The organism is Paenibacillus sp. FSL F4-0125, from assembly GCF_038008565.1.
Lineage (GTDB): Bacteria > Bacillota > Bacilli > Paenibacillales > Paenibacillaceae > Paenibacillus_AQ.
This window is the reverse complement of the sequence record NZ_JBBOZJ010000001.1, coordinates 3,388,808-3,407,948: the sequence shown is the minus strand read 5'-3', so window position 1 is coordinate 3,407,948 and position 19,141 is coordinate 3,388,808. Positions and strand designations below refer to the sequence as shown.

Annotated in this window: 19 protein-coding genes; 5 read left to right on the top strand and 14 right to left on the bottom strand. The window is 42.5% G+C overall.

Annotated elements, in window-relative coordinates; genetic code table 11:
- Positions 1-5 precede the first annotated feature (5 nt).
- From NST74_RS14985 to NST74_RS14960, 6 genes are all read right to left on the bottom strand, one after another.
- Positions 6-758: an amino acid ABC transporter ATP-binding protein gene (locus NST74_RS14985; protein ID WP_341112913.1), complete on the bottom strand. Its 753-nt coding sequence runs from the start codon at positions 756-758 to the stop codon at positions 6-8.
- Positions 755-1,465, bottom strand: a complete 711-nt coding sequence (locus NST74_RS14980; RefSeq protein WP_341112912.1) for an amino acid ABC transporter permease — start codon at positions 1,463-1,465, stop codon at positions 755-757. The genes NST74_RS14985 and NST74_RS14980 overlap by 4 nt, the downstream gene beginning before the upstream one ends.
- Positions 1,462-2,247, bottom strand: a complete 786-nt coding sequence (locus tag NST74_RS14975; protein ID WP_341112910.1) for an amino acid ABC transporter permease — start codon at positions 2,245-2,247, stop codon at positions 1,462-1,464. Before NST74_RS14975 ends, NST74_RS14980 begins: the two co-directional genes overlap by 4 nt.
- Positions 2,248-2,280: 33 nt before the next feature.
- Positions 2,281-3,132: a transporter substrate-binding domain-containing protein gene (locus tag NST74_RS14970; protein WP_341112909.1), complete on the bottom strand. Its 852-nt coding sequence runs from the start codon at positions 3,130-3,132 to the stop codon at positions 2,281-2,283.
- 4 nt (positions 3,133-3,136) lie between these two features.
- Positions 3,137-3,652 carry a GNAT family N-acetyltransferase gene (locus NST74_RS14965; RefSeq protein WP_341112908.1) on the bottom strand — a complete coding sequence of 172 codons (516 nt, stop codon included), beginning with the start codon at positions 3,650-3,652 and terminating at the stop codon, positions 3,137-3,139.
- Positions 3,653-3,769: 117 nt separating this feature from the next.
- A complete protein-coding gene (locus NST74_RS14960; protein WP_341112907.1) occupies positions 3,770-4,663 on the bottom strand; it encodes a LysR family transcriptional regulator in 894 nt (297 codons plus the stop codon).
- Between the two features lie 363 nt (positions 4,664-5,026).
- Between NST74_RS14960 and NST74_RS14955 the strand changes: the two genes are divergently transcribed.
- Entirely contained in the window at positions 5,027-5,560 is a 534-nt protein-coding gene (locus NST74_RS14955; protein ID WP_341112906.1) for a GNAT family N-acetyltransferase, read from the top strand.
- Between the two features lie 138 nt (positions 5,561-5,698).
- Here the strand turns inward: NST74_RS14955 and NST74_RS14950 are convergent, their stop codons facing one another.
- From NST74_RS14950 to NST74_RS14935, 4 genes are all read right to left on the bottom strand, one after another.
- The gene (locus NST74_RS14950; RefSeq protein ID WP_341112905.1) at positions 5,699-7,636 is read right to left on the bottom strand and encodes a hypothetical protein; all 1,938 of its coding nucleotides are present in this window, start codon (positions 7,634-7,636) and stop codon (positions 5,699-5,701) included.
- Between the two features lie 223 nt (positions 7,637-7,859).
- Positions 7,860-8,753 carry a sugar phosphate isomerase/epimerase family protein gene (locus NST74_RS14945; protein ID WP_341112904.1) on the bottom strand — a complete coding sequence of 298 codons (894 nt, stop codon included), beginning with the start codon at positions 8,751-8,753 and terminating at the stop codon, positions 7,860-7,862.
- Positions 8,754-8,777: 24 nt separating this feature from the next.
- Complete coding sequence (locus NST74_RS14940) at positions 8,778-9,635, bottom strand: sugar phosphate isomerase/epimerase family protein (protein ID WP_341112902.1); 858 nt, start codon at positions 9,633-9,635, stop codon at positions 8,778-8,780.
- Positions 9,632-10,690: a Gfo/Idh/MocA family protein gene (locus NST74_RS14935; RefSeq protein ID WP_341112901.1), complete on the bottom strand. Its 1,059-nt coding sequence runs from the start codon at positions 10,688-10,690 to the stop codon at positions 9,632-9,634. Before NST74_RS14935 ends, NST74_RS14940 begins: the two co-directional genes overlap by 4 nt.
- A gap of 123 nt (positions 10,691-10,813) precedes the next feature.
- Between NST74_RS14935 and NST74_RS14930 the strand changes: the two genes are divergently transcribed.
- Together NST74_RS14930 and NST74_RS14925 are read left to right on the top strand one after the other, a co-directional pair.
- The gene (locus tag NST74_RS14930) at positions 10,814-11,683 is read left to right on the top strand and encodes an AraC family transcriptional regulator (protein ID WP_341112900.1); all 870 of its coding nucleotides are present in this window, start codon (positions 10,814-10,816) and stop codon (positions 11,681-11,683) included.
- A gap of 143 nt (positions 11,684-11,826) precedes the next feature.
- Entirely contained in the window at positions 11,827-12,396 is a 570-nt protein-coding gene (locus NST74_RS14925; RefSeq protein ID WP_341112899.1) for a hypothetical protein, read from the top strand.
- Between the two features lie 27 nt (positions 12,397-12,423).
- Here NST74_RS14925 and NST74_RS14920 read toward each other — a convergent pair whose 3' ends face one another.
- Positions 12,424-13,323 carry a glycerophosphodiester phosphodiesterase gene (locus tag NST74_RS14920; RefSeq protein WP_341112897.1) on the bottom strand — a complete coding sequence of 300 codons (900 nt, stop codon included), beginning with the start codon at positions 13,321-13,323 and terminating at the stop codon, positions 12,424-12,426.
- A gap of 122 nt (positions 13,324-13,445) precedes the next feature.
- On the opposite strand from NST74_RS14920, the gene NST74_RS14915 reads away from it, so the two are divergent.
- Complete coding sequence (locus tag NST74_RS14915; protein ID WP_341112896.1) at positions 13,446-14,459, top strand: CapA family protein; 1,014 nt, start codon at positions 13,446-13,448, stop codon at positions 14,457-14,459.
- Positions 14,460-14,480: 21 nt separating this feature from the next.
- Here the strand turns inward: NST74_RS14915 and NST74_RS14910 are convergent, their stop codons facing one another.
- Positions 14,481-15,533, bottom strand: a complete 1,053-nt coding sequence (locus NST74_RS14910) for an HD domain-containing protein (RefSeq protein WP_341112894.1) — start codon at positions 15,531-15,533, stop codon at positions 14,481-14,483.
- 131 nt (positions 15,534-15,664) lie between these two features.
- On the opposite strand from NST74_RS14910, the gene NST74_RS14905 reads away from it, so the two are divergent.
- Positions 15,665-16,006: a nitrous oxide-stimulated promoter family protein gene (locus NST74_RS14905; RefSeq protein ID WP_341112893.1), complete on the top strand. Its 342-nt coding sequence runs from the start codon at positions 15,665-15,667 to the stop codon at positions 16,004-16,006.
- A gap of 78 nt (positions 16,007-16,084) precedes the next feature.
- Here NST74_RS14905 and dhaK read toward each other — a convergent pair whose 3' ends face one another.
- Both dhaK and NST74_RS14895 read right to left on the bottom strand, forming a co-directional pair.
- Positions 16,085-17,845, bottom strand: coding sequence for a dihydroxyacetone kinase subunit DhaK (gene dhaK, locus NST74_RS14900; protein ID WP_341112891.1), 1,761 nt, complete (start codon positions 17,843-17,845; stop codon positions 16,085-16,087).
- A gap of 1 nt (position 17,846) precedes the next feature.
- On the bottom strand, positions 17,847-18,983 hold the full coding sequence (locus tag NST74_RS14895; RefSeq protein ID WP_042127767.1) for a glycerol dehydrogenase: 1,137 nt from the start codon (positions 18,981-18,983) through the stop codon (positions 17,847-17,849).
- Positions 18,984-19,141 lie beyond the last annotated feature (158 nt).

The window sequence follows — 19,141 nt, the reverse complement described above, 5'->3', positions numbered from 1 at the left end:
TCCTCCTATATGGAATAGTTAAATTCAGGTGTGATCCGCTTTAGGAACTGCTTCGTTCTTTCTTCGCGCGGATGATTAAACAACTCTGTCGGCGTTCCTTCTTCAACAATGACGCCTCCGTCCATAAAAACCACATGATTTGCCACATCGCGTGCAAACCCCATTTCATGGGTGACTACAATCATTGTTATACCTTCCTTGGCAATTTTTCGGATAACAGCCAGCACCTCACCCACTAACTCAGGGTCCAGCGCCGATGTTGGTTCGTCGAACAATATAACCTCTGGCTCAAGCGCCAAGGCTCGAGCAATCCCTACACGCTGCTGCTGACCCCCGGATAGCTGACTTGGGTAAGCGTCAAGCTTACTGGCAAGACCAACCTTTTCAAGCAGTGAAATACTCCGCTTTCTCGCTTCGTCCTTCGGAAGCTTTTTGACAATTAGCAGCCCTTCCATCACGTTCTCCAGCGCGGTTTTATGACGGAACAAATTGTACTGCTGAAATACCATTGCCGTTTTTTGCCTAAGCTGATGAATCTCCTTTTTACGAGCATGTTTGCAGTCTACTTTGAAATCTCCAATAGCGATCTCTCCGCTGCTTGGCTTCTCCAGATAATTCACACAGCGTAAGAGAGTCGTTTTGCCTGAGCCACTGGGACCGAGAATGACGACAACCTCACCCTTCGTCACCGTTAAATCTATATTGTTTAACACCTGATTCCGACCGAATGACTTCGAAATTTGTGCAAGTTTGATCATGCTACTCCACCTCGATTGTACAGATTGATCCTTCTCTCAATGACCGACGTCACGCGTTCGATCAGAAACGTTAGTACCCAGAAGATCAGCGCTGCCGCTAAATAAGCCTCAAAAAACTTCCAGTTCGTCGAAGCCACTATCTGTGCCTTAGCATTGATATCCACCACCGAAACGGTAAAAGCTAGGGTAGATCCGTGAAGCATACCGATTACTGAATTCGAAAGATTAGGCAGACTTGCCGCAAGCGCTTGAGGAAAAACAATCCGCTTCAGTGCTTGGGGAGTAGTCATACCGATAGAGTGGGCCGCTTCTAGCTGACCACGATCCATAGCGAGCAGACCGGAACGGACGACCTCTGACATATAAGCTCCAGCAGTAATCGAGAACGAAATATAAGCAAAACCGATCATCGGAATCGAAACCGACCTAAAGCTCCAGCCGAAATGCGCCGCCAGACCATCAATCAGTACAGGAAGCCCAAAATATATAAGCAGCAGATGCGTCAGCATTGGAGTCCCTCGGATGAAAGTTACATAACCAACTGCCAACGGGTAGAGCAGTGGAACTCTGTATAGCCGGATTAAGGCTACAGCCACACCAATCACAAAACCAATTAACACAGAGACACAGGTAATATATAAGGTCGTAGGAATTGCACTCAGAATTTGCACCAGAGCGGTCCATATAAACGATGGGTCTAGTTTCATAATCCGGTACCTCCTTTGCCCGTTCCTAATTCTGCAATAATGCGACGGTAGGACCAGCTTTTGTTGATTTTATACAAATTTTTCTCCGGTGTATTCCGTTTCTCATGCCTCAGCAGATGGTGTTCTGCTACAAGCAGCAGCTTCTCAATCGTAAAGCTGATGACCAGATAGATAAGCGCAAGCGCGATATACGTTTCAATAAAATGCTGTGTTAGGCTGCCAAGCGTCTGAGCTTTACCTGACATTTCCATCACCCCGAGGGTAAAAGCTAATGACGTATCTTTCAGTAGTGCAATTACTAGATTGGAGAATACCGGAACTGCTATACCTAGCGCTTGGGGCAGCACGATTCGTATAAAAGCTTGAAACCCCGTCATTCCCGCAGCATATGCAGCCTCCACTTGCCCCTTATCCACTGCCATCACAGAAGCCCTAATCATTTCGGACATGTATGCTCCCGTATGCAGACCATAGGTCAGAATCACAAAGACAAGTACTGGAGTTCGGGTCATATCCACATGGACCAGCTTCATGATTTCAGGCAAACCATAATAAAACAAGAAGAGCTGGATAAGAATCGGAGTTCCCCGAAAAAAAGAAATATAGATTTCGGAGAGGGTTTTTAACACAGGCACTTTATAAAGTCTTGGCAGAGCTACGAGAAAGCCGACAATAATTCCTGTCAGTAGAGAACAGGCGACAATCAGAAGCGTGGTGCTTAAAGTCCCTAGTAACTTAGGCAAAAACGAAAATACAAAACTGATATCAAACTGTGCGCCCATATATTCCCTCCCTTCCCGTGCTCACCGGCTCAATCATTTAACCGAATCCGCAGTAACATCCGCACCCAGCCATTCCGTGCTCAGCTTACCCAGTGTTCCGTTTGTCTTCAGCTCTTTAATTGCACTGTCAATCGCATCTGACAGCTTTTGTGAATCGGCATCATCCTTACGGAAAACATAGAGGATGTCTGCGGAGGACAGCTCGTCGCCCGAAGCTTTTAGCTGACTCTGCGGATCAATGATCGGCAGGACAAAATCTGCAGCTAGCGTAGCATCCACACGCCCAGTACTAATCTGTGCGACGGTATCATTCGCTGCACCGTTCTGATACACGATATTAATTGCGTTGTCATGTTCTTTATTGTAGTTCTCCAGAATTTGCGCTTGTGCGCTTGTCGCACCGACTAACACCTTTTTTCCTTTAAGATCATCGAGTGATTGGATCGAATCATTATCCTTCGCCACTACGATGCGGTTTCTCCAGTGGGCATAGGCTTCTTTGTTAAAAGAATATTTCAATTCCCGCTCTGGATTTTTCTCCATGACATGGGCGACAAGGTCGATTTTTTTAGTTTCCAGACTCAGCAGCAAATTACTGAAATCCATGGTTTGAAACTCAAATTCATATTCTGGAAGCTGCTTATCGATTTCTTTGAGCAGTTCTACATCGAAGCCTGTAAGCTTGCCGTTCTCATCTATGAAGCAGACTTTCGGAAAAGCAGTACCCGTACCTACGATGATTTTAGTTACCTTTTCCGAAGCATTAGCTGGTGTTGTGGCATCAGACACATTTCCGTTCTTACTGCTGTTCGTGCTGCTATTTCCGCAACCGGCAATCGCCAGAGTCAATAACGATGCAATTACTAGTGAAATGGACTTTTTCATTGTTCTATCCCCTTTGAATGAATTGTGGTTTATCTATAAGTGTTTTTTTCATCAGATACATAATGCCGTCACCATTCTGCTGGTCCAGCTCCAGAAACCGTTCATACCCCCGGCGTTCATACATTTGAACTAACCATGGGTGCTTCTTCGCCGTTGCCAGCGTGACCGCAGCCGAACCCAATTGTCCAGCAATAATGTGCTCTTCCACCCAATCCAGAAGCTTTCCACCATAACCTCTGTTACTGTAATCCGGATGAGCAGCAAACCATTTAATAAAAGGAAGTGGGCTAATCTTCTTAATCTCTTCTTCTTTTGAAAGTGTTATCGTTGCAACGATCGTTCCATCAACTTCAAGCACATAACACTCATTCGTAGCAATATTGTCTTCAATAAGTGCCAAGCCAGCTGTAGCCGCCGGCCAATGCAGCCCGAGCTCACGAATCAGCTCATAAGCACGGTATGTAACCTCTAGCAAATTCTCCGCATCTTTCAGTTCTGCCAGCCTGTATGTCTCACTCATCGCAAGCTCTCCATCCTTTCGAATTAAATTTATAATTCCTATCGAAATAGTCGTGATTATATGCAATTAACTTTATCACTGCATGTGCCGATGCGCTAATAGAGTTTTTTAATACATCTATACAATTAGTCGATCTCCCGTTTTACCAATCCCGAGTTCAAGTAGAGTTTCTATGAATTCAGCGTTCTCACCATTAAGTGAAATCAGGCTGGTTCGTAAGGAGATACCTTCCGTCTCCGCAATATCCACCCGTACTAACGTCCCTGCCGATACCTCTTCTTGTACACTGAGTGCCGGAAGAAAACATATGCCTGCTTTTTTCAACACCAGCTTCTTGGCCGTCTCCAGGTTATCCACCTGATATTCAATCTTCGGCGGCTGTTCCATGCTCTCAAATACACGATGCAGCCGCATCCAATCTAAAGACCCACATTCAAAAAAGACTAACGTCTCCTGGCGAATATCTTCCAGCGATGTACGTTGTGCCTTTGCTAAGCGATGCCCCTTCTCTACATACAACGAAATGGGGTCTTCGCAGAAAGGAAAGGCTTGAATGGCTGGATTTACGACCTTCCGAATAAAAGCCAGATCTAGCTCTTTGGATTTCAGTTTATCAATCAACACTTCCGTAGAAGCTGTCATCAGCTTGATCGTGATATGCGGATACTTACGCTTCAAATGAAGCATTAGATGGGGCATCAGATAATTGGAAACCGAGACAGTACTGCCAATCCTCAGCTCATTCGGAATATGCCCCTTGGCCTGAACCTGATGTTTACCGTTCTGATAGATCTGGAGAATCTGCTGGGCATAGGGAAGAAATTGCTTCCCTTTATCCGTTAGGCTAATCTGCTTACCCAACCGATCAAACACTCTGCAATCCAATTCCCTTTCGAGCGATTGAATCCGTGCCGTAACTGTCGGCTGAGAAATATATAGGACTTCGGCCGCTTTGTTGAAGCTTCCATAATGATTGATGTAGACAAAAGCCTCAATATTTTCAATGTTCATCCCTATTCCCCCTAAATTTCTGTTAACTTTACTATTCCGATGAAAAAACAATGAAATATAGCGTTGCTTTCCTATAGATTTTGTTTATATCTTATTCACGCCCCCATTTTTTGTCAACTTAAATTCCGTGTAAAATAATCGGATTTTAAAAAATCCGACGTATAATTAATACATAAGTTCAACGTTTGAACTGAAGAAGCGTTAACGAATCCCTTTGTAATCGACTGTTATGTTTATTTCATATAAAGCTTTTCTATTCATTTATCAAGATTATAAAATACCCCTTATATAACTCGGAATTATCGTATATAATGACTCCATTCGTATGAACTATACATTTAATTGAAAGGGGATCGCGAGAATATGTCACAAGAGATTATTATCCGTGAAGCTGAGAATCATGATCGTGATGCCATCGCTGAAGTGATACTGGACGCTTACCACCAATATTCAAAGATCATGCCCGAACCGTTATGGCTGGAATACCGGAAATCGCTTCTTGATTCCGTCCATGGAGATGCCCCAATTGTGCGAATCATCGCTGAGCTCAATGAGCAAATCGTTGGTAGCGCACTATTGTTCTCTTCCTCGGAAACGGCTTACGGTAAGCCAGAGCTAGGTATTCACTCCCCTATCCTGCGCCTGCTTGCTGTGTCCCCATCTGCTCGCGGCCTCGGCGTTGCGACCCATCTGATTCACGAAGCTGCAAGGAGATCCCGCGAGTTGGGTGCCGCCACTTTAAATCTGCATACCTCAGAAATGATGGCTTCAGCAATCAAGCTCTACTATCGCTTAGGCTTCAAACGGGCGTATGAGACCGATCTTATGAACGGCGAAACCCTGGTACAGGGTTTCCAACTAGATCTACTACCTTTAGTTCGTACTACAGCAGGATAAATATAGACTCTGAGTTCATACTAGCTCATTGCGTGCCTGCGTTTCCTTCGAAACACTTTTCACTTGCAGCTTATCAATGACGAAGATTAATATGTCTTGAAATAATAAAAAAGCTTCGGGAAGCTTCCCGAGGCTTTTTTATTTTCCTTTTTTGTAGGTGATTTCCTTAGAACTTACAGTGATATTCCCTTCATTATCGGCATCATCTATTCGTTGATCTGTAGTAACGGTTGCACTTGAGGGAATTGACGAATAGCTTGCACCCCTCTGCTTCTTTTTTACATCATAGAGATAATAGGAAACATTCTTAACCTTCAGCCCTATAGTATCCTTGTACAAAAGTTCTACTGAATAGGATTTTATCACAGCTACATTAGCGTCCATCCATCCTACAACTTCAACCGCTGCATCTTCTTGGTCGCTATCAGTCTTAATAAAGCTGATAGGAAGCCCATCCTGATTATAAAAAATAATTTTTTGTGGAGCTATTTTCAAATAATCGATATCGATGTCATGGATTCGGTTTTGGTTGATCTCTGCTGTATCCATCCAAGCAATCGTGCCCGCCGGGTTCCACTTTATTTTCTCAGAAGGTACATATTGCTCTTGTGGTAACGGTACAGTATGTAGCGAAGCTCCTTTATTATCGTAAAAGGTTAACAGCCCGCTCTCATCATCATGTACAAATCTCTTAAAGGTTGGTGAAAGAAATAGGGATGGCGCCCCAGTCGTCGAATGAGGGATTACGCGATATTTCAGAAGATGGACATCGTCCTTTCCATTCTTCAGATCAAAGATCCATACATTACCGAGGTAACTCTGCATAAACAATTTTTGCTCTTCAGCTTTCCATTGAAATTTATATATGTAATCATAATCATCAGAAAGCGGCCAAAAGTCTTCCCGAAGTCGTTCGATGGTTCCTGTAACAACATTATATGAGGACAAATGATATTGCCCAGCTTCTTTCGTCAGATCCGATTCCAGAAATAATAGATGATCCTCGTCCAACGGGATTAGCATATTATAGTTGTTCATAAAGGCATTGTTCCAACGATTATTGGAATCGTTCAGCTCATCACTCCATTTCACCTTAACTTCATCCGTAGCAGGATCATGGGCTAGCAAAGCATTGATTGCATTGTGGTCGCCATAGAAAAAATGAATGGTCTGATATAAGATTCCTTGTAATTCAACCACTGCCCCACCGTTTAATATATAGTTATTTTCGGATATGCCTATTGGTTTAGCCACCAGATCTCCATTTGAGCTCCGTACTGCATTAAACTCCAGCCCCTTAAATGTTGAAGCCATGAACGTAATCTTTTTTAACTCGGCAGTTGATTCCTTAGTAAGGCTGTAACCTGTGCTCGTTTCGTTCACATTCATTAACATGCCTTGCTCACTTGATTCGTTAATCCATAAATGAAAGGCATATTTATGATTATCTGAAATTAGAACAATATCGTAGTTAGGAGTTGCGGTATTTAAAATCCCTGGTATTTGTACAGCGTTACGGATGGCTCGGACGAAAATTTCTATGGTTTCATGATCTATGTATTCTTCCTTTATGTTAGCATTCACAGCACCATGTGCTAAAGAGTTCGCTATTGTAATTCGCTTTATGTCCTCATCGATCTTTAGATTATCGGTTTCATCTTGTTGATCATTTGTTTGAAATAAGTGAAGCAATACTGCTTTTTCTGTTTCCGGCAATTTGTAATGTCCATTTTGTCCTGATTTGGTGAAAAGACCATGATTATCGCCCTTAATCCAGAATGAGAACTTTTCGTTTTCTTTATTTTTCATTTCAACAATAGCTTCATAATCAGGTGCTGCAATATCAAGCTTGGCGCTGTCATACTCAGCAGTATGTATAGCTTCATTGAATTGTTCTATTAAATTGATGTCCGTTAGGGTCATCGATTCACCGCTATCGCTCTGGATTGTTATGGAATGAACAGAGCTTATATCGATCAGCGTTTGATTCGCTTTATCCTTATTCCCTGTATTTATACATCCAACAATGATTACTGAAATGACTGCTAAAAGGGCTAGTAGATTTATCCTTTTCATATAGGCTCCCCCTTCGTATTCTCTCTTCTTTAACGCCAAATAGAGGATAAAGTTGCAAAAAATGAGATTTATCACCTATTAAAAGTATTATCTAGATCAAACCTAGCCTGTAGCAATTGGATCAGATACTTAAAAAGCCACCGTACAGGCCTGTTCTCCTGTAAGGCAGCTCTCTTTTATCCTAACGATTGGATGAACGATTTAATCTTTATTACTACCACATTCAGACCCGAAAGCCCTTTAAAAAATTCACAGCCTGGCGGATATCTTCCTCTGGATTAGTGCCAACTTCCCGTTCTATGGTCAGGAATCCTGTATAACCGATATCATTCAGCGCTTGCAGATAGTTGTTCCAGTCAACAGAACCTGCTCCAAGTGGAACTTCACGGAACGCCGAGCCGGTCTCGGCCATTTCAGCCATCTTCTCATGGTCTAATGCGGGTGCTTCATAACCATATTGACCGTAAACATCGCGCGGATCGATATCGGCAAGTTTGAGACCATCTTTAGCATGGGTGTGTACAATGTAATCTTTTAGTGTATGAACACCTTGCACGGGATCATCACCAGTCACCATCACCATGTTGGCCGGGTCAAAATTAACAGAAACCCCTTTGGAACCCAAACCGTCGAGGAACGTCTTCAGACGCGCAGCGGGTTCTGGCCCAGTCTCAATCGCAAAGTAAGAATTCATCTCATGCGCGTATCTGCTTAGTTCCTCACAGGCGATGTGCATGGTTTCATAAATTTTACTGGTGTGGTCCGAGGGAACAATACCGATATGTGTAGTAACTATATCTGTACCTAGCTCCTTGGCCAGCTCCATAATGCGTTTGGACTTTTCGATTTTGGAACGGTTCTGTGCAGGGTCCTGAAATCCATGTCCGCCTAAATCTCCAACGAGGGCAGAAATTTCGAGACCCAGTGAAGCGATGTATTCCTTCCATTCACGGCGGGCTGACGGAGATAGGTTAGCGGGATCAAATTCACCTTGCACCGCATAAATCTGAACTCCATCAGCCCCTGCTTCTTTTGCCTTGCGCAATCCCTCTTTTACTCCAACCTGAAAACTGTCTACGATAACACCGATTTTGTTAGTGATAATTGGTTTAACCATGGCAATAATCCTCCTTAAAATGAATTAGATTTGGTTCCAAACCCGCTTGATGTATTCCAACCCAAGTCTTGTTCCCTTGCGGCACTCTTCCATTCCCTCGAATTCTACAGAGATATATCCGTCGTAACCGCTTTCCTTAACGGTTCGAATGACACTAGGCATATCGATGTCTCCTTGGCCAACGATGGCACCCCTCAACCAGTTCCCACCGGAGGACTGGAACCAACCTTCGCCAGGCTGGCGATCCTGCGGACGAATATAGAAATCTTTGAAATGTACCATCGAAGCAAGCTTAATATTGTTAGTCACAGCAATAAGCGGATTCTCATCTGTGCACAGGAAGTTACCAATGTCGAGTGTTGTACGGAAGTTATCTCTTCCTACTGCGTGAACCAACGCCTGTACACGATCGCTGTGCTGAATAAAGTATCCATGATTCTCCACGCTGGTCGTAATACCCAAACCTGCGGCATAATCGGCAATTTCTCGGCAGGCTTCAGCCAAACGTGGAAGCTCTTCCAAAAAGTGCGTAATTGAGAGATCTTCTGACGAAGCTACATCATGCCGCATCTTCTTAATACCTAATGCCGCACAGACATCTACTTCCCGCTTTACCCGTTCGACTTCCCGCTGTCTTTCCGCTGTCTCCAGCCCGGCAAAGTTCGCCCCGATAGCATAATTAGACAACTCTAGTCCACGACCTGCTGCCGTTCGTACAATCTGATCAATTAGCTCAGGATTCTCAACCAAATTGATGCCCAAGGGTACAATCTCCGCATGCTCCGCGCCCAGATCGGCGATCGTCTCAATGACTCCTTTAAGCGTGAGCTCACCCGTTGAAAAAGCTGAATGCAAACTGTAGGTACTAATTCCTAGCTTCATAGTTTCACCTCTTCGCCTTTGGCAGCGGATTCATAGATCGCGCCGAGAATCTTCATGATTGTAACGCCGTCCTGTACAGGACTAATCGGTGTAGAGCCGTTGCTGATGTTGTTCGCAAAGTGGTTAATCTCATTCTGGAATGCACTGTTGAACTCAAACCCCTTATGATCGGTCTGCGGATAGGTATTGATAATCGTATCCGACAGTTCTTTGACGAGGACTATCTCAGGATCAATTTCAAATCCGCCCTTCTCACCGTACAGGCGCACCGAACGCTCGTCCTCTTTGGCATGCAGTGTAAAGCTGACATCGACCATCAGCGAAGCTCCATTCTCAAAACGAATCAGTGCATTTGCCAAATCTTCCACCGTATTGTTCGCTGCGTCGTAATCAGCGGCTTTATAAAAAGAAAGATTCTTGATATTAGAACGATTGCCGAGCTTCCGGTAGGTATTGGCACTTACTGATACTGGGTTCGGACGGCCCATCAAATACCAGCATAGATCGATCACATGGACGCCGATATCGATCAGAGGTCCGCCGCCGGAGCGTTCAATATCACTGAACCAGCCGCCGGGATTGCCAAGTCTCCGGAACGTCGTAGCCTTCGCATAGTAGATTTCGCCGAATTCTCCTTGTTCCACCAATGTCTGAAGTAGCTGGGCATTAGAGTCATAGCGTCTTACAAAGCCTACTTGCAAGATCTTTCCGCTCTCTTCCACTGCCTTCTGAACCTGAAGTGCTTCTTCGACCGTGCGACAAAGCGGTTTCTCTACAAGCACATGCTTGCCTGCCTCAAGGGCCGCAATGCTGATCTCAGCATGAGAGTTGTTCCATGTGCAGATACTGACTGCATCTATTTCGGAATTAGCCAGCAATTCATGGTAATCTGTGTATACTTTTTCGACGTTATATTCAGTAGCAACTGCACGTGCACGCTCTTCATTCAGGTCACAAACCGCATATATGGTCGTCTGCGGATTATTCCGATAAGCACTTAAGTGCATACCGGAGATAGAGCCCGTACCTATTACACCGATTTTGAGTATATTCATCCACACTCGCTCCTTTATTTTGCATTGGGTATGATTCGTATTATAATGATTTCAACCCTAAACACCATGCAGAGCCTTGCGGTTTCATTTGTACAATTGTGCTATAGGAGGTGCAGTCCATATATGCTCGACTATGATAAACATCTACAAGAATCCATGGATATGCCAGATCCCGAGTTTCCGATTAAAGTACATACTCAGCGCTTCAACCAAGAGGGAGTTGTACTGTTCTCACATCATTGGCATGAGCATCTGGAATTTCTATTTATTGAAAGCGGTGAGGCAGTATTTGAATGCGGACGGACACCAATCAGGGTCAGGGCTGGTGACTTAGTTGCCGTGAACAGCAATGAGCTGCATTATGGAGTTAGCGCTTCTTCTGATTTATTGTATTATGCAATTATTGCAGATACTTCTTTGCTGCATAGTGCGGTAAGCGACGCTGCCGAGACCAAGTTCATCGCCCCCATTCAGCAGAACCAGCTGCTGTTACGTAACCATATTCGGGGGGATCAGCACATTACAGACTGTGCACTGGCGATTATTCGAGAACTGGAACTTCGCGAATTTGGGTATGAGCTGGCTGTCAAGTCGGAGCTATACCGTCTGCTAACGCTGCTATTGCGCAGACATATCGTCACCGTACTCTCACAGGCTGAGCAAGAAAGACGCAGTAAAACCGTCGAACGCTTCGCACCTGTATTACGTTATATCGATACCCATTACCAGGAGCCGATTCAAGTTAACGAACTTGCGGCACTAACAGGGTTAAGCCGCTTCCATTTCAGTCGTCTCTTCAAGGAATTAACTGGGCATACGATATCAGAATATATAAACGCTATCCGTTTAGACCGTGCAGATTATTTGTTAAGGCATACCCAGTTAACAATTTCTGAAATCGCTACCACTTCTGGCTTCAGCGACATCTACTATTTCAGCCGAACCTTCAAAAAGCATAGAAAAGTAACCCCTAGCAAGGTGAGAGGGTTCTAATTAGCGTGTTTGCCCCTATTCTCACATTTTCTCTGCTCACTGAAGATTGCAAATGATCCCTTCTTATAGATCCATACCACAAGAGAAACTATCTTCCATCTTATGGGTATAATTAACATAAAGCTCTATAGGAGGGGAAATCATTGAGAAAAACAATAAAACTCACTGTATTAGTACTTTGCATAATGGTTTTACCGGGAACAATAATTTATGCCGCATCAAACCAATCCGAAGTTTCATTCTATTTCAATAACGCGATTCAAAAACAGGCAGCAATATTATCCGAGGGAGATATCCTCTTACCTGCTGAACAGCTTTCTAAAAATTTGTTTGCTTTAATTACTTTGGACGAAACAAGTAAAAAGGTTCGAATCTACAAGCCAAATGTGAATATGGTATTGCTTGATAACAATGGAGAGATCTTTGGTAAGGTAAAAAGTCCTGCCCGCTTTGCATTTTCAACTTTATTACAAGTGGATCATTTGAAGACAGAAATATCAGATATAAAACTTACGATCACCGATCCTACGGATAAAACAGAAACCATAGATAATCAACAAATTAAGAAAAGTGAAGAAAACTTCTGGTTCAAAACCAACGAGTTTACTTATTCCTTTAATACAAAAGGCACCTATACTATTCAAGTGTTTTTTAAAGATGTGGATTCAAAAATATGGTTTCCTGTTTCCGAAATCGATGTATTTGGAATATGAATTCCCGATAGATGAATTAGGGTTTCCTTACTTCTTATTATTCTTAATCACTTCGTTAAAACGGTCAGGAAAATTGGTATGTACCCCGTCTACGCCCCAAATCACGGCTTTGTCCATATTGACTTGATAATTCACTGTATATGGAAATACCTTTAGCCCAGAATTTTTCACCTGTGCAACATAGGATGAATTTATTCTTTGAAAGTTAGGACTTATGCCAACTGCATACGTTTTTACTCGGTTGATATAAGATTCTGGTATTTTATAAACCGGAATATTATACCAAACAATTTGATAAAGAGGAATCTCTGGGTTAATGGAATGCAATCTACGTAAACTCGTCTCACTAAATGAATGTACGGAAACATGATCTGACAGATTATATTTTTCAATTTGTTCGTTTAAGATGGTTTCGATGTTCGGATTCAAAGCGGGTTCTTTAATTTCAATCATATAGTCCACATCTTTTCCAAACGTTTCAAATACCTCTTCTAAAGTCGGAATACGTAATCCAGCATATTGATCCCTAGCAAACATGGGATACTGTTCGTTAAACCATGAGCCGGCGTCTAATTTCGTAAGCTCCTCCAAGGTGAAATTCTTAACATAACCCGTTCCATTCGTCGTGCGATTAATCGTTTCATCGTGAATAACTACAGGAACACGATCCTTAGTTAACTGTATGTCTAACTCGATATAATCGGTCCCCATATTCATGGCAAGTTCAAATGCAGGTATAGTATTCTCAGGCGCATATCCTGAAGCGCCACGGTGAGCAATGGTATATACTTTGTCCGCTGGCTCAAGAATTTCCTTCACTTTCGTACGAATCCACGGAGAATAGGCATACATGGAGGTACACAATAAAATCAACAGAAAGATGTGAATAAATATAAAGTACATTTTAGAATCTTGAATCCTTTGCATAAAGCTTCCCTCTTCTTTTCAAAAAAATTAGTGTATATTACTTGATGTCCATTTTGCCAAAAAAATAACCCATAACACCTTTCTTCCATATTCTATATGAAAACGAAAAAAGGTGGATACAGATGACCGAAATACAAATAGCTGCTGTAGGAGACCTTATGGTCAAGCGTTACATTATTTCTGATGCTAAACAATCGGACGGAACCTATTCGTTCACGCCCCTGTTCGCAAAAGTAACTCCTTATCTAAGACAGGCGGATCTAACCATCGGTAATCTCGAAACCACCTTTCCAGGAAACGGACGAGAATGTCGAAAAAGTCTACGATCTGGCGGTCCAACATTCAAGTGCCCGGATGAATTAGCACCGGCGCTAAAAGAAGCTGGATTTGATGTATTAGTAACAGCGAACAATCACTGTATGGATTATGGTGCCTCGGGTCTGATTCGGACATTACGAGTATTAGACCGTAGTGGAATCGATCATACCGGTACATCAAGATCCGTACAAGAATCAAAGCGTACGCTAATCAAAAACGTTAGTGGGATTACAATTGGAATCCTCTCTTACACTGCAGGAACCAATAGAATCCCTGTACCTATTCAACAGCCATGGTTAGTCAATCGGATAGAAACCAATAAAATACTTAGAGAAATTCGAGATTTAAAAAAGAAAGTCGATCTGGTCTTACTTTATATGCATTTTGGAAAAGAATATCAGTACACACCTAATAAGAGGCAAAAGCAACTGGCAAGCCTCTTTCTTAAGAATGGTGCAAACATCGTTTTGGGATCTCACCCACACGTGCTGCAACCGATATCCGTTCAGGGGAAAAAGAAATTCGTTAGTTATTCCCTAGGTAATTTTGTTTCAACTAAGCTTAAGAATAATCCATTTACACAAAGCGGAATCATTCTTACGCTCACCATTAAAAAGGACAATAATGGTAACACGAGTATAACGGACATAAATTACATCCCAACTTGCGTCGATAGAAGGATAATAAAAGGCGGTAAACAAATTTCTGAGGTCATTCCCATCCATGATACGTTAAAGAACACAGATTTAATAACGGAACGGAGAAATCGCCTAAATCGTATGTTGAAACATACTATAGATATTTTAAAGTGGCCATAAAGAACATCAACTCACAATCATTTAGTCATTCCAACTAATAAGGTATGTACCCAAAAACGAACTTAATCGCTCTAGCATCGGATATGAAGTTAATGAATTAACTAAGACCACTCCATCTTTGATGACGGGTTCGGATAAATATAGTTTATTCAGAACAAAACTGTATTGATTGGAACCATCGTTTTCTGCTTTACGACTGACCTTTATTTCTTGTGAATGGTAAAACAAGCGATTAGCCTCTTCTTTTGTCTGTTCACAGCTTAATAATAAAGTCTCTAGCCTGGAATCCGTCATCTCACTGATAGCCTCGACAGCTACAACGTTATGATCGATTAGTTTAGAAACTAAATGTTTTAGAATAACATTCGGCCCGATATTAACTTCCGAACAATGAAACTTTGCTTCAGAAATAATAAATTGTACTAATAACTCAGCAGTATCAACATCCGTCGAAATATAGTTGCCCTCTAATTCTAATTTAGGTAATAGCTGAGCAGGTGATTGTAGAAGCCCCGTGATTTGTGCACTCCTCACCCATGAATCCAGATGATCCAAATGGATCTTATTATCTTTATTTCGTAGGGGACTTATTGTATTACCCTCAATTAAATCTAATATCACACTGGGTTCAAAATTATCTTTTGTAAGGATATCACATATCTCCGGGGAATATAGCAACTCATTTGTTCTTTTATGGTGATCAATACCTTCTATCTGTTCTAAAACATGGCTGAAGGGGCTATGTCCAATATCGTGTAATAGTGCAGCAATCCTTAGTTCATACCAATCCGGACAATAGTAGGCAACTAAAGAAAACACTCCAAGAGTGTGCTGTAACCGGGTGGCGACATGTTGTGTATTGATGTAGCTGCATCCGCTATGATGAATAAACTGCAGTCTGCGTACCGGGAATGAATTTAATAAATAGGATTCTGTTTCCGTTAATCTGGTTTTAAGTCCCCACAAAGGTTCCCATAGTTCATCACTACCTGTTAATTGTGCAATGTATCGATCAGTATTTATATTACTCATACTTTCCGCCCTCACTTCACTAAAAGATTTTACCTCATTCATCCACAAGTTTCTTTACTTATTTTCATAGCAAATGCCATAGAAATGTTAAATAAGTACCCGCTCCCATTAAAATCTAATGATATAGTTATCGTAGAATACATTTTTATAACATTGAAAGGATTCTTATTAACATGGCAGCACAAACAAAAAGGCAGTTGAATGATGGTCCGAAAATTCGAAAAGAAAAAGAAATTGTTGAAAAAATGATTCGTATATATTGTAAGAAAAAACATCATCAAAAAGGGTTATGCGAGGAATGTCAGGACTTAAATGAATATGCAACAAAAAGATTATCTCTCTGCCAATTCGGGGAAGACAAAACAGCATGTGCAAAGTGCCCTATCCATTGTTACAAACAGGAGTATCGGCAAAGAATTAAAGAAGTTATGCGTTTCTCAGGTCCATGGATGTTACTCTACCATCCAGTTGAGTCGATTAGGCATATCCCATTACCAGGTAAGTTAAGAAAATAAGCATATAAATAAAAACAGCAGCAGTCAATGACTGTTGCTGTTTTTAATCCTATTCAATTGCTTGGTGCGTTCTCGTACTTATCTCATTGCTTTTGCCAGCTCTGTGAATATAACACCAAGCGCGTAGGCTCCCGCATCCGGATACCCAATGCTGCGTTCCCCCACCGTACCTGCTCTTCCCATACGGGCAACGACGTCCGAAGTCTTCTGGGCACCGAGAACTGCGGCTTCCGCAGCTTTGATTGCTGCCATTTTAATATCATCACCATGTTCTGCGCTTTGTGTCCAGGCATCCGCAAAAGGTACCAGCGCATCAATTAATGTCTTGTCTCCAACGACAGCACCTCTCCCGAAGGATCTTTCACCCGTATCCTGAATCCCTTTAACTACAGCTTGCATCATATTGGCAAAATCTTGGATGGACAACTCCTGCTTTTGCTGCGCAGTCTTGCTCGCTGCACGGAAGCCCGATCCCCAGATCGGTCCAGATGCTCCACCACAATGCTCCATAATGATCAAAGAACAAGCATCAAGGAAATCACCGATATTGCTGAGATGATGAGCTAAAATATCTTCCCATTCTACTTTTAACTGCTTAAAGCCCTTGGCTACGCTCATCCCAAAATCACCATCTCCGGCGTGGGCATCTAGTTCACAGAAAGGCACCTCATTCTCAATAATGACCTCACTCATTTGATCAATCAAATAAACAATATTTTGCAAGGAGAACTGGTTGTTCTTAATTACCGCTGCTTCAGCATTCGTATTATTCTTGAAAGATACCGTGCTGTCTGCTTTCTCTTCCTTGATGATCTCGGTATAGTTCACGGGCTCAAATGAACCTTTAACCGACAATGCCGGTGTATCACACGGAGCAGACAACCATTTCTTCAGCGTCTCATCCAGCTTCATAATCGACACTGATGCGCCGGCCATATCGATGCTAGTCATATAGTTACCGACAAATACTTTAAACACTTTCTTATTCTTGGCCGTCAATTCACGGATCACAGAATTATTCAACAAATAAAGCTCTTGCAGTGGTGTTCCACCAAATCCATTGATTAGAACAGCAACTTCTTGCTGTGACTCATCTTTCATCTGCAAGTTGCTCAGCAAGGACGTAACCATTCGCTGCGCCAGTTCATCCGCTGACACGGCTTTTTCTCTGCGAATTCCAGGTTCACCGTGAATTCCTACACCGTATTCCATCTCATCCTCTTCGATATGAAACGTCGGAGTTCCTTTGGCAGGAACGGTGCAAGATGTAAAGGCGAAGCCGATGGTGCGAACATGGTCAATCGCATGTTGCGCCGCTTCTTTCACTTCCGTCAAGGACAGCCCTGCTTCTGCTGCAGCCCCAGCTATTTTATGAACGAGAACGGTTCCGGCAACCCCTCGTTTCCCTACAGTATACAGGCTGTCTTCAACAGCAATGTCATCGTCTACTTTGACATATTCCACTTGTATACCATCTTCACTTGCGAGATGAGCCGCATTTTTAAAGTTCATGATGTCACCGCTGTAGTTTTTAATAATCAGCAATGTACCCTTTTGGCTCGCAGAACGGCGGATCGCTTGATAGATCTGAATCTGAGACGGAGAAGCAAACACATCACCGCACACGGCTGCATCCAACATACCATTACCTACAAACCCGGCATGGGCTGGTTCATGCCCGCTTCCACCACCGCTAATAAGCGTAACTTTATCGGCATTGATCTCTTTTTTAGAAATCACTTTAAATTTATCATTGAAATCCAGCTCAGGATGCGCTAAGACAAGTCCGTTGCACATCTCCCGGACTAGCGTTTCCGGCTTGTTCATAATTTTCTTCATCTTAAAGCTCCTTACTTAGTTTATATTGACGGCCTAGTTGGTCAGCAGCCATAATCGCCGATGCTACCGCCTCCTCCGTAATTGGGAATGGCATAGAATGAATGGATTCCTCAGCAATACAAGCTTTTTTAGCAACCTCAAGAAGTTCTTCGTAAGTTACATGCTCTACTCCGATATCTTCTAAGCACACTGGAAGACCAATCGACAGACAGAAGTCCAATACTTCTCTTAATTCCGTACGGTCCGCATTTTCAAGCACCAATTGAGCAATTGTACTGAAGGCTACCTTCTCACCATGATAATAATGATGCGTACCCTCTAATGCTGTTAAACCATTATGAATCGCATGAATCGCTGCCAAGCCTCCACTTTCAAAGCCCAGTCCCGATAATAAAATATTCGTTTCAATGATATTCTCTAAGGCTGGTGTTACAATATTCAAATCGCAGGCCTGCTTTGCCTTGAATCCATTTTCAAGCAAAGTGTCATAGCACAGTCTGGCAAGACCTAGCGCTGTTATTGTTCCTTTAGCTTCCCCACAAACACCTTCACGAACCCCGCAAGGTAATCCCGCATTCACATTGGAGTAAGAATTCGCGGTAGCTCTTGCTTCGAAATAAGTGGACAGTGCATCTCCCATCCCAGCAACAAGAAATCTTGTTGGCGCTTTGGCAATGACTGTTGTATCGATCATGACTACACTTGGACTTTGCTTGAAATAAGCATAATCATCGAATTCGCCTTCTGGGGTATAGAGTACTGCAGAGTGGCTTGTTGGTGCATCCGTGGCTGCTATTGTCGGAACGATAATCAGCGCTTCTCCCTCTGCTACGCATTTTGCTGTATCGATCGCCTTACCTCCACCCAAACCAATCGTACATGCACATTGATGTTCCTTGGCTAGAGCCTGCAATCTTGCAACCTCTTGTCTTGAGCATTCCCCATGGAAGCCGCTTTCAACAAGCGTTATATTAAATTTCTGTTTAGTGGATTCCAATTTATCTTTCACACGTGTAACATCATCTGGATGTGCAATGAGCAGCGCAGAATCACCGAAGGTTTTTACAAAATAACCTAAATTCAAAAGTTCATTCTCACCTTGCACATATTTCGTCGGACTGATAAACGCTCTTCTCATTTTCATTCCTCCTAGGTTGTATATAGTTATTATTATAGATTGCTCAATTTCGATATGCATGAAACAATAAGGTCTAAATAAAGCGTTTTCTTATCATGTTTTTTTGTCCACTCTTTTAGAAATTGTATTATCTTGTCCTTTTGTGCATAAATTCGCTA

Coding starts and splice junctions, on each gene's coding strand:
- NST74_RS14945 (WP_341112904.1), bottom strand. CDS start 8,753: ATGGTTAAACCAATTATCACTAACAAAATCGGTGTTATCGTAGACAGT.
- NST74_RS14950 (WP_341112905.1), bottom strand. CDS start 7,636: ATGAAAAGGATAAATCTACTAGCCCTTTTAGCAGTCATTTCAGTAATC.
- NST74_RS14955 (WP_341112906.1), top strand. CDS start 5,027: ATGTCACAAGAGATTATTATCCGTGAAGCTGAGAATCATGATCGTGAT.
- NST74_RS14920 (WP_341112897.1), bottom strand. CDS start 13,323: ATGCAAAGGATTCAAGATTCTAAAATGTACTTTATATTTATTCACATC.
- NST74_RS14975 (WP_341112910.1), bottom strand. CDS start 2,247: ATGGGCGCACAGTTTGATATCAGTTTTGTATTTTCGTTTTTGCCTAAG.
- NST74_RS14970 (WP_341112909.1), bottom strand. CDS start 3,132: ATGAAAAAGTCCATTTCACTAGTAATTGCATCGTTATTGACTCTGGCG.
- NST74_RS14980 (WP_341112912.1), bottom strand. CDS start 1,465: ATGAAACTAGACCCATCGTTTATATGGACCGCTCTGGTGCAAATTCTG.
- NST74_RS14960 (WP_341112907.1), bottom strand. CDS start 4,663: ATGAACATTGAAAATATTGAGGCTTTTGTCTACATCAATCATTATGGA.
- NST74_RS14935 (WP_341112901.1), bottom strand. CDS start 10,690: ATGAATATACTCAAAATCGGTGTAATAGGTACGGGCTCTATCTCCGGT.
- NST74_RS14905 (WP_341112893.1), top strand. CDS start 15,665: ATGGCAGCACAAACAAAAAGGCAGTTGAATGATGGTCCGAAAATTCGA.
- NST74_RS14965 (WP_341112908.1), bottom strand. CDS start 3,652: ATGAGTGAGACATACAGGCTGGCAGAACTGAAAGATGCGGAGAATTTG.
- NST74_RS14940 (WP_341112902.1), bottom strand. CDS start 9,635: ATGAAGCTAGGAATTAGTACCTACAGTTTGCATTCAGCTTTTTCAACG.
- NST74_RS14930 (WP_341112900.1), top strand. CDS start 10,814: ATGCTCGACTATGATAAACATCTACAAGAATCCATGGATATGCCAGAT.
- NST74_RS14985 (WP_341112913.1), bottom strand. CDS start 758: ATGATCAAACTTGCACAAATTTCGAAGTCATTCGGTCGGAATCAGGTG.
- NST74_RS14915 (WP_341112896.1), top strand. CDS start 13,446: ATGACCGAAATACAAATAGCTGCTGTAGGAGACCTTATGGTCAAGCGT.
- NST74_RS14910 (WP_341112894.1), bottom strand. CDS start 15,533: ATGAATGAGGTAAAATCTTTTAGTGAAGTGAGGGCGGAAAGTATGAGT.
- dhaK (WP_341112891.1), bottom strand. CDS start 17,845: ATGAAGAAAATTATGAACAAGCCGGAAACGCTAGTCCGGGAGATGTGC.
- NST74_RS14895 (WP_042127767.1), bottom strand. CDS start 18,983: ATGAGAAGAGCGTTTATCAGTCCGACGAAATATGTGCAAGGTGAGAAT.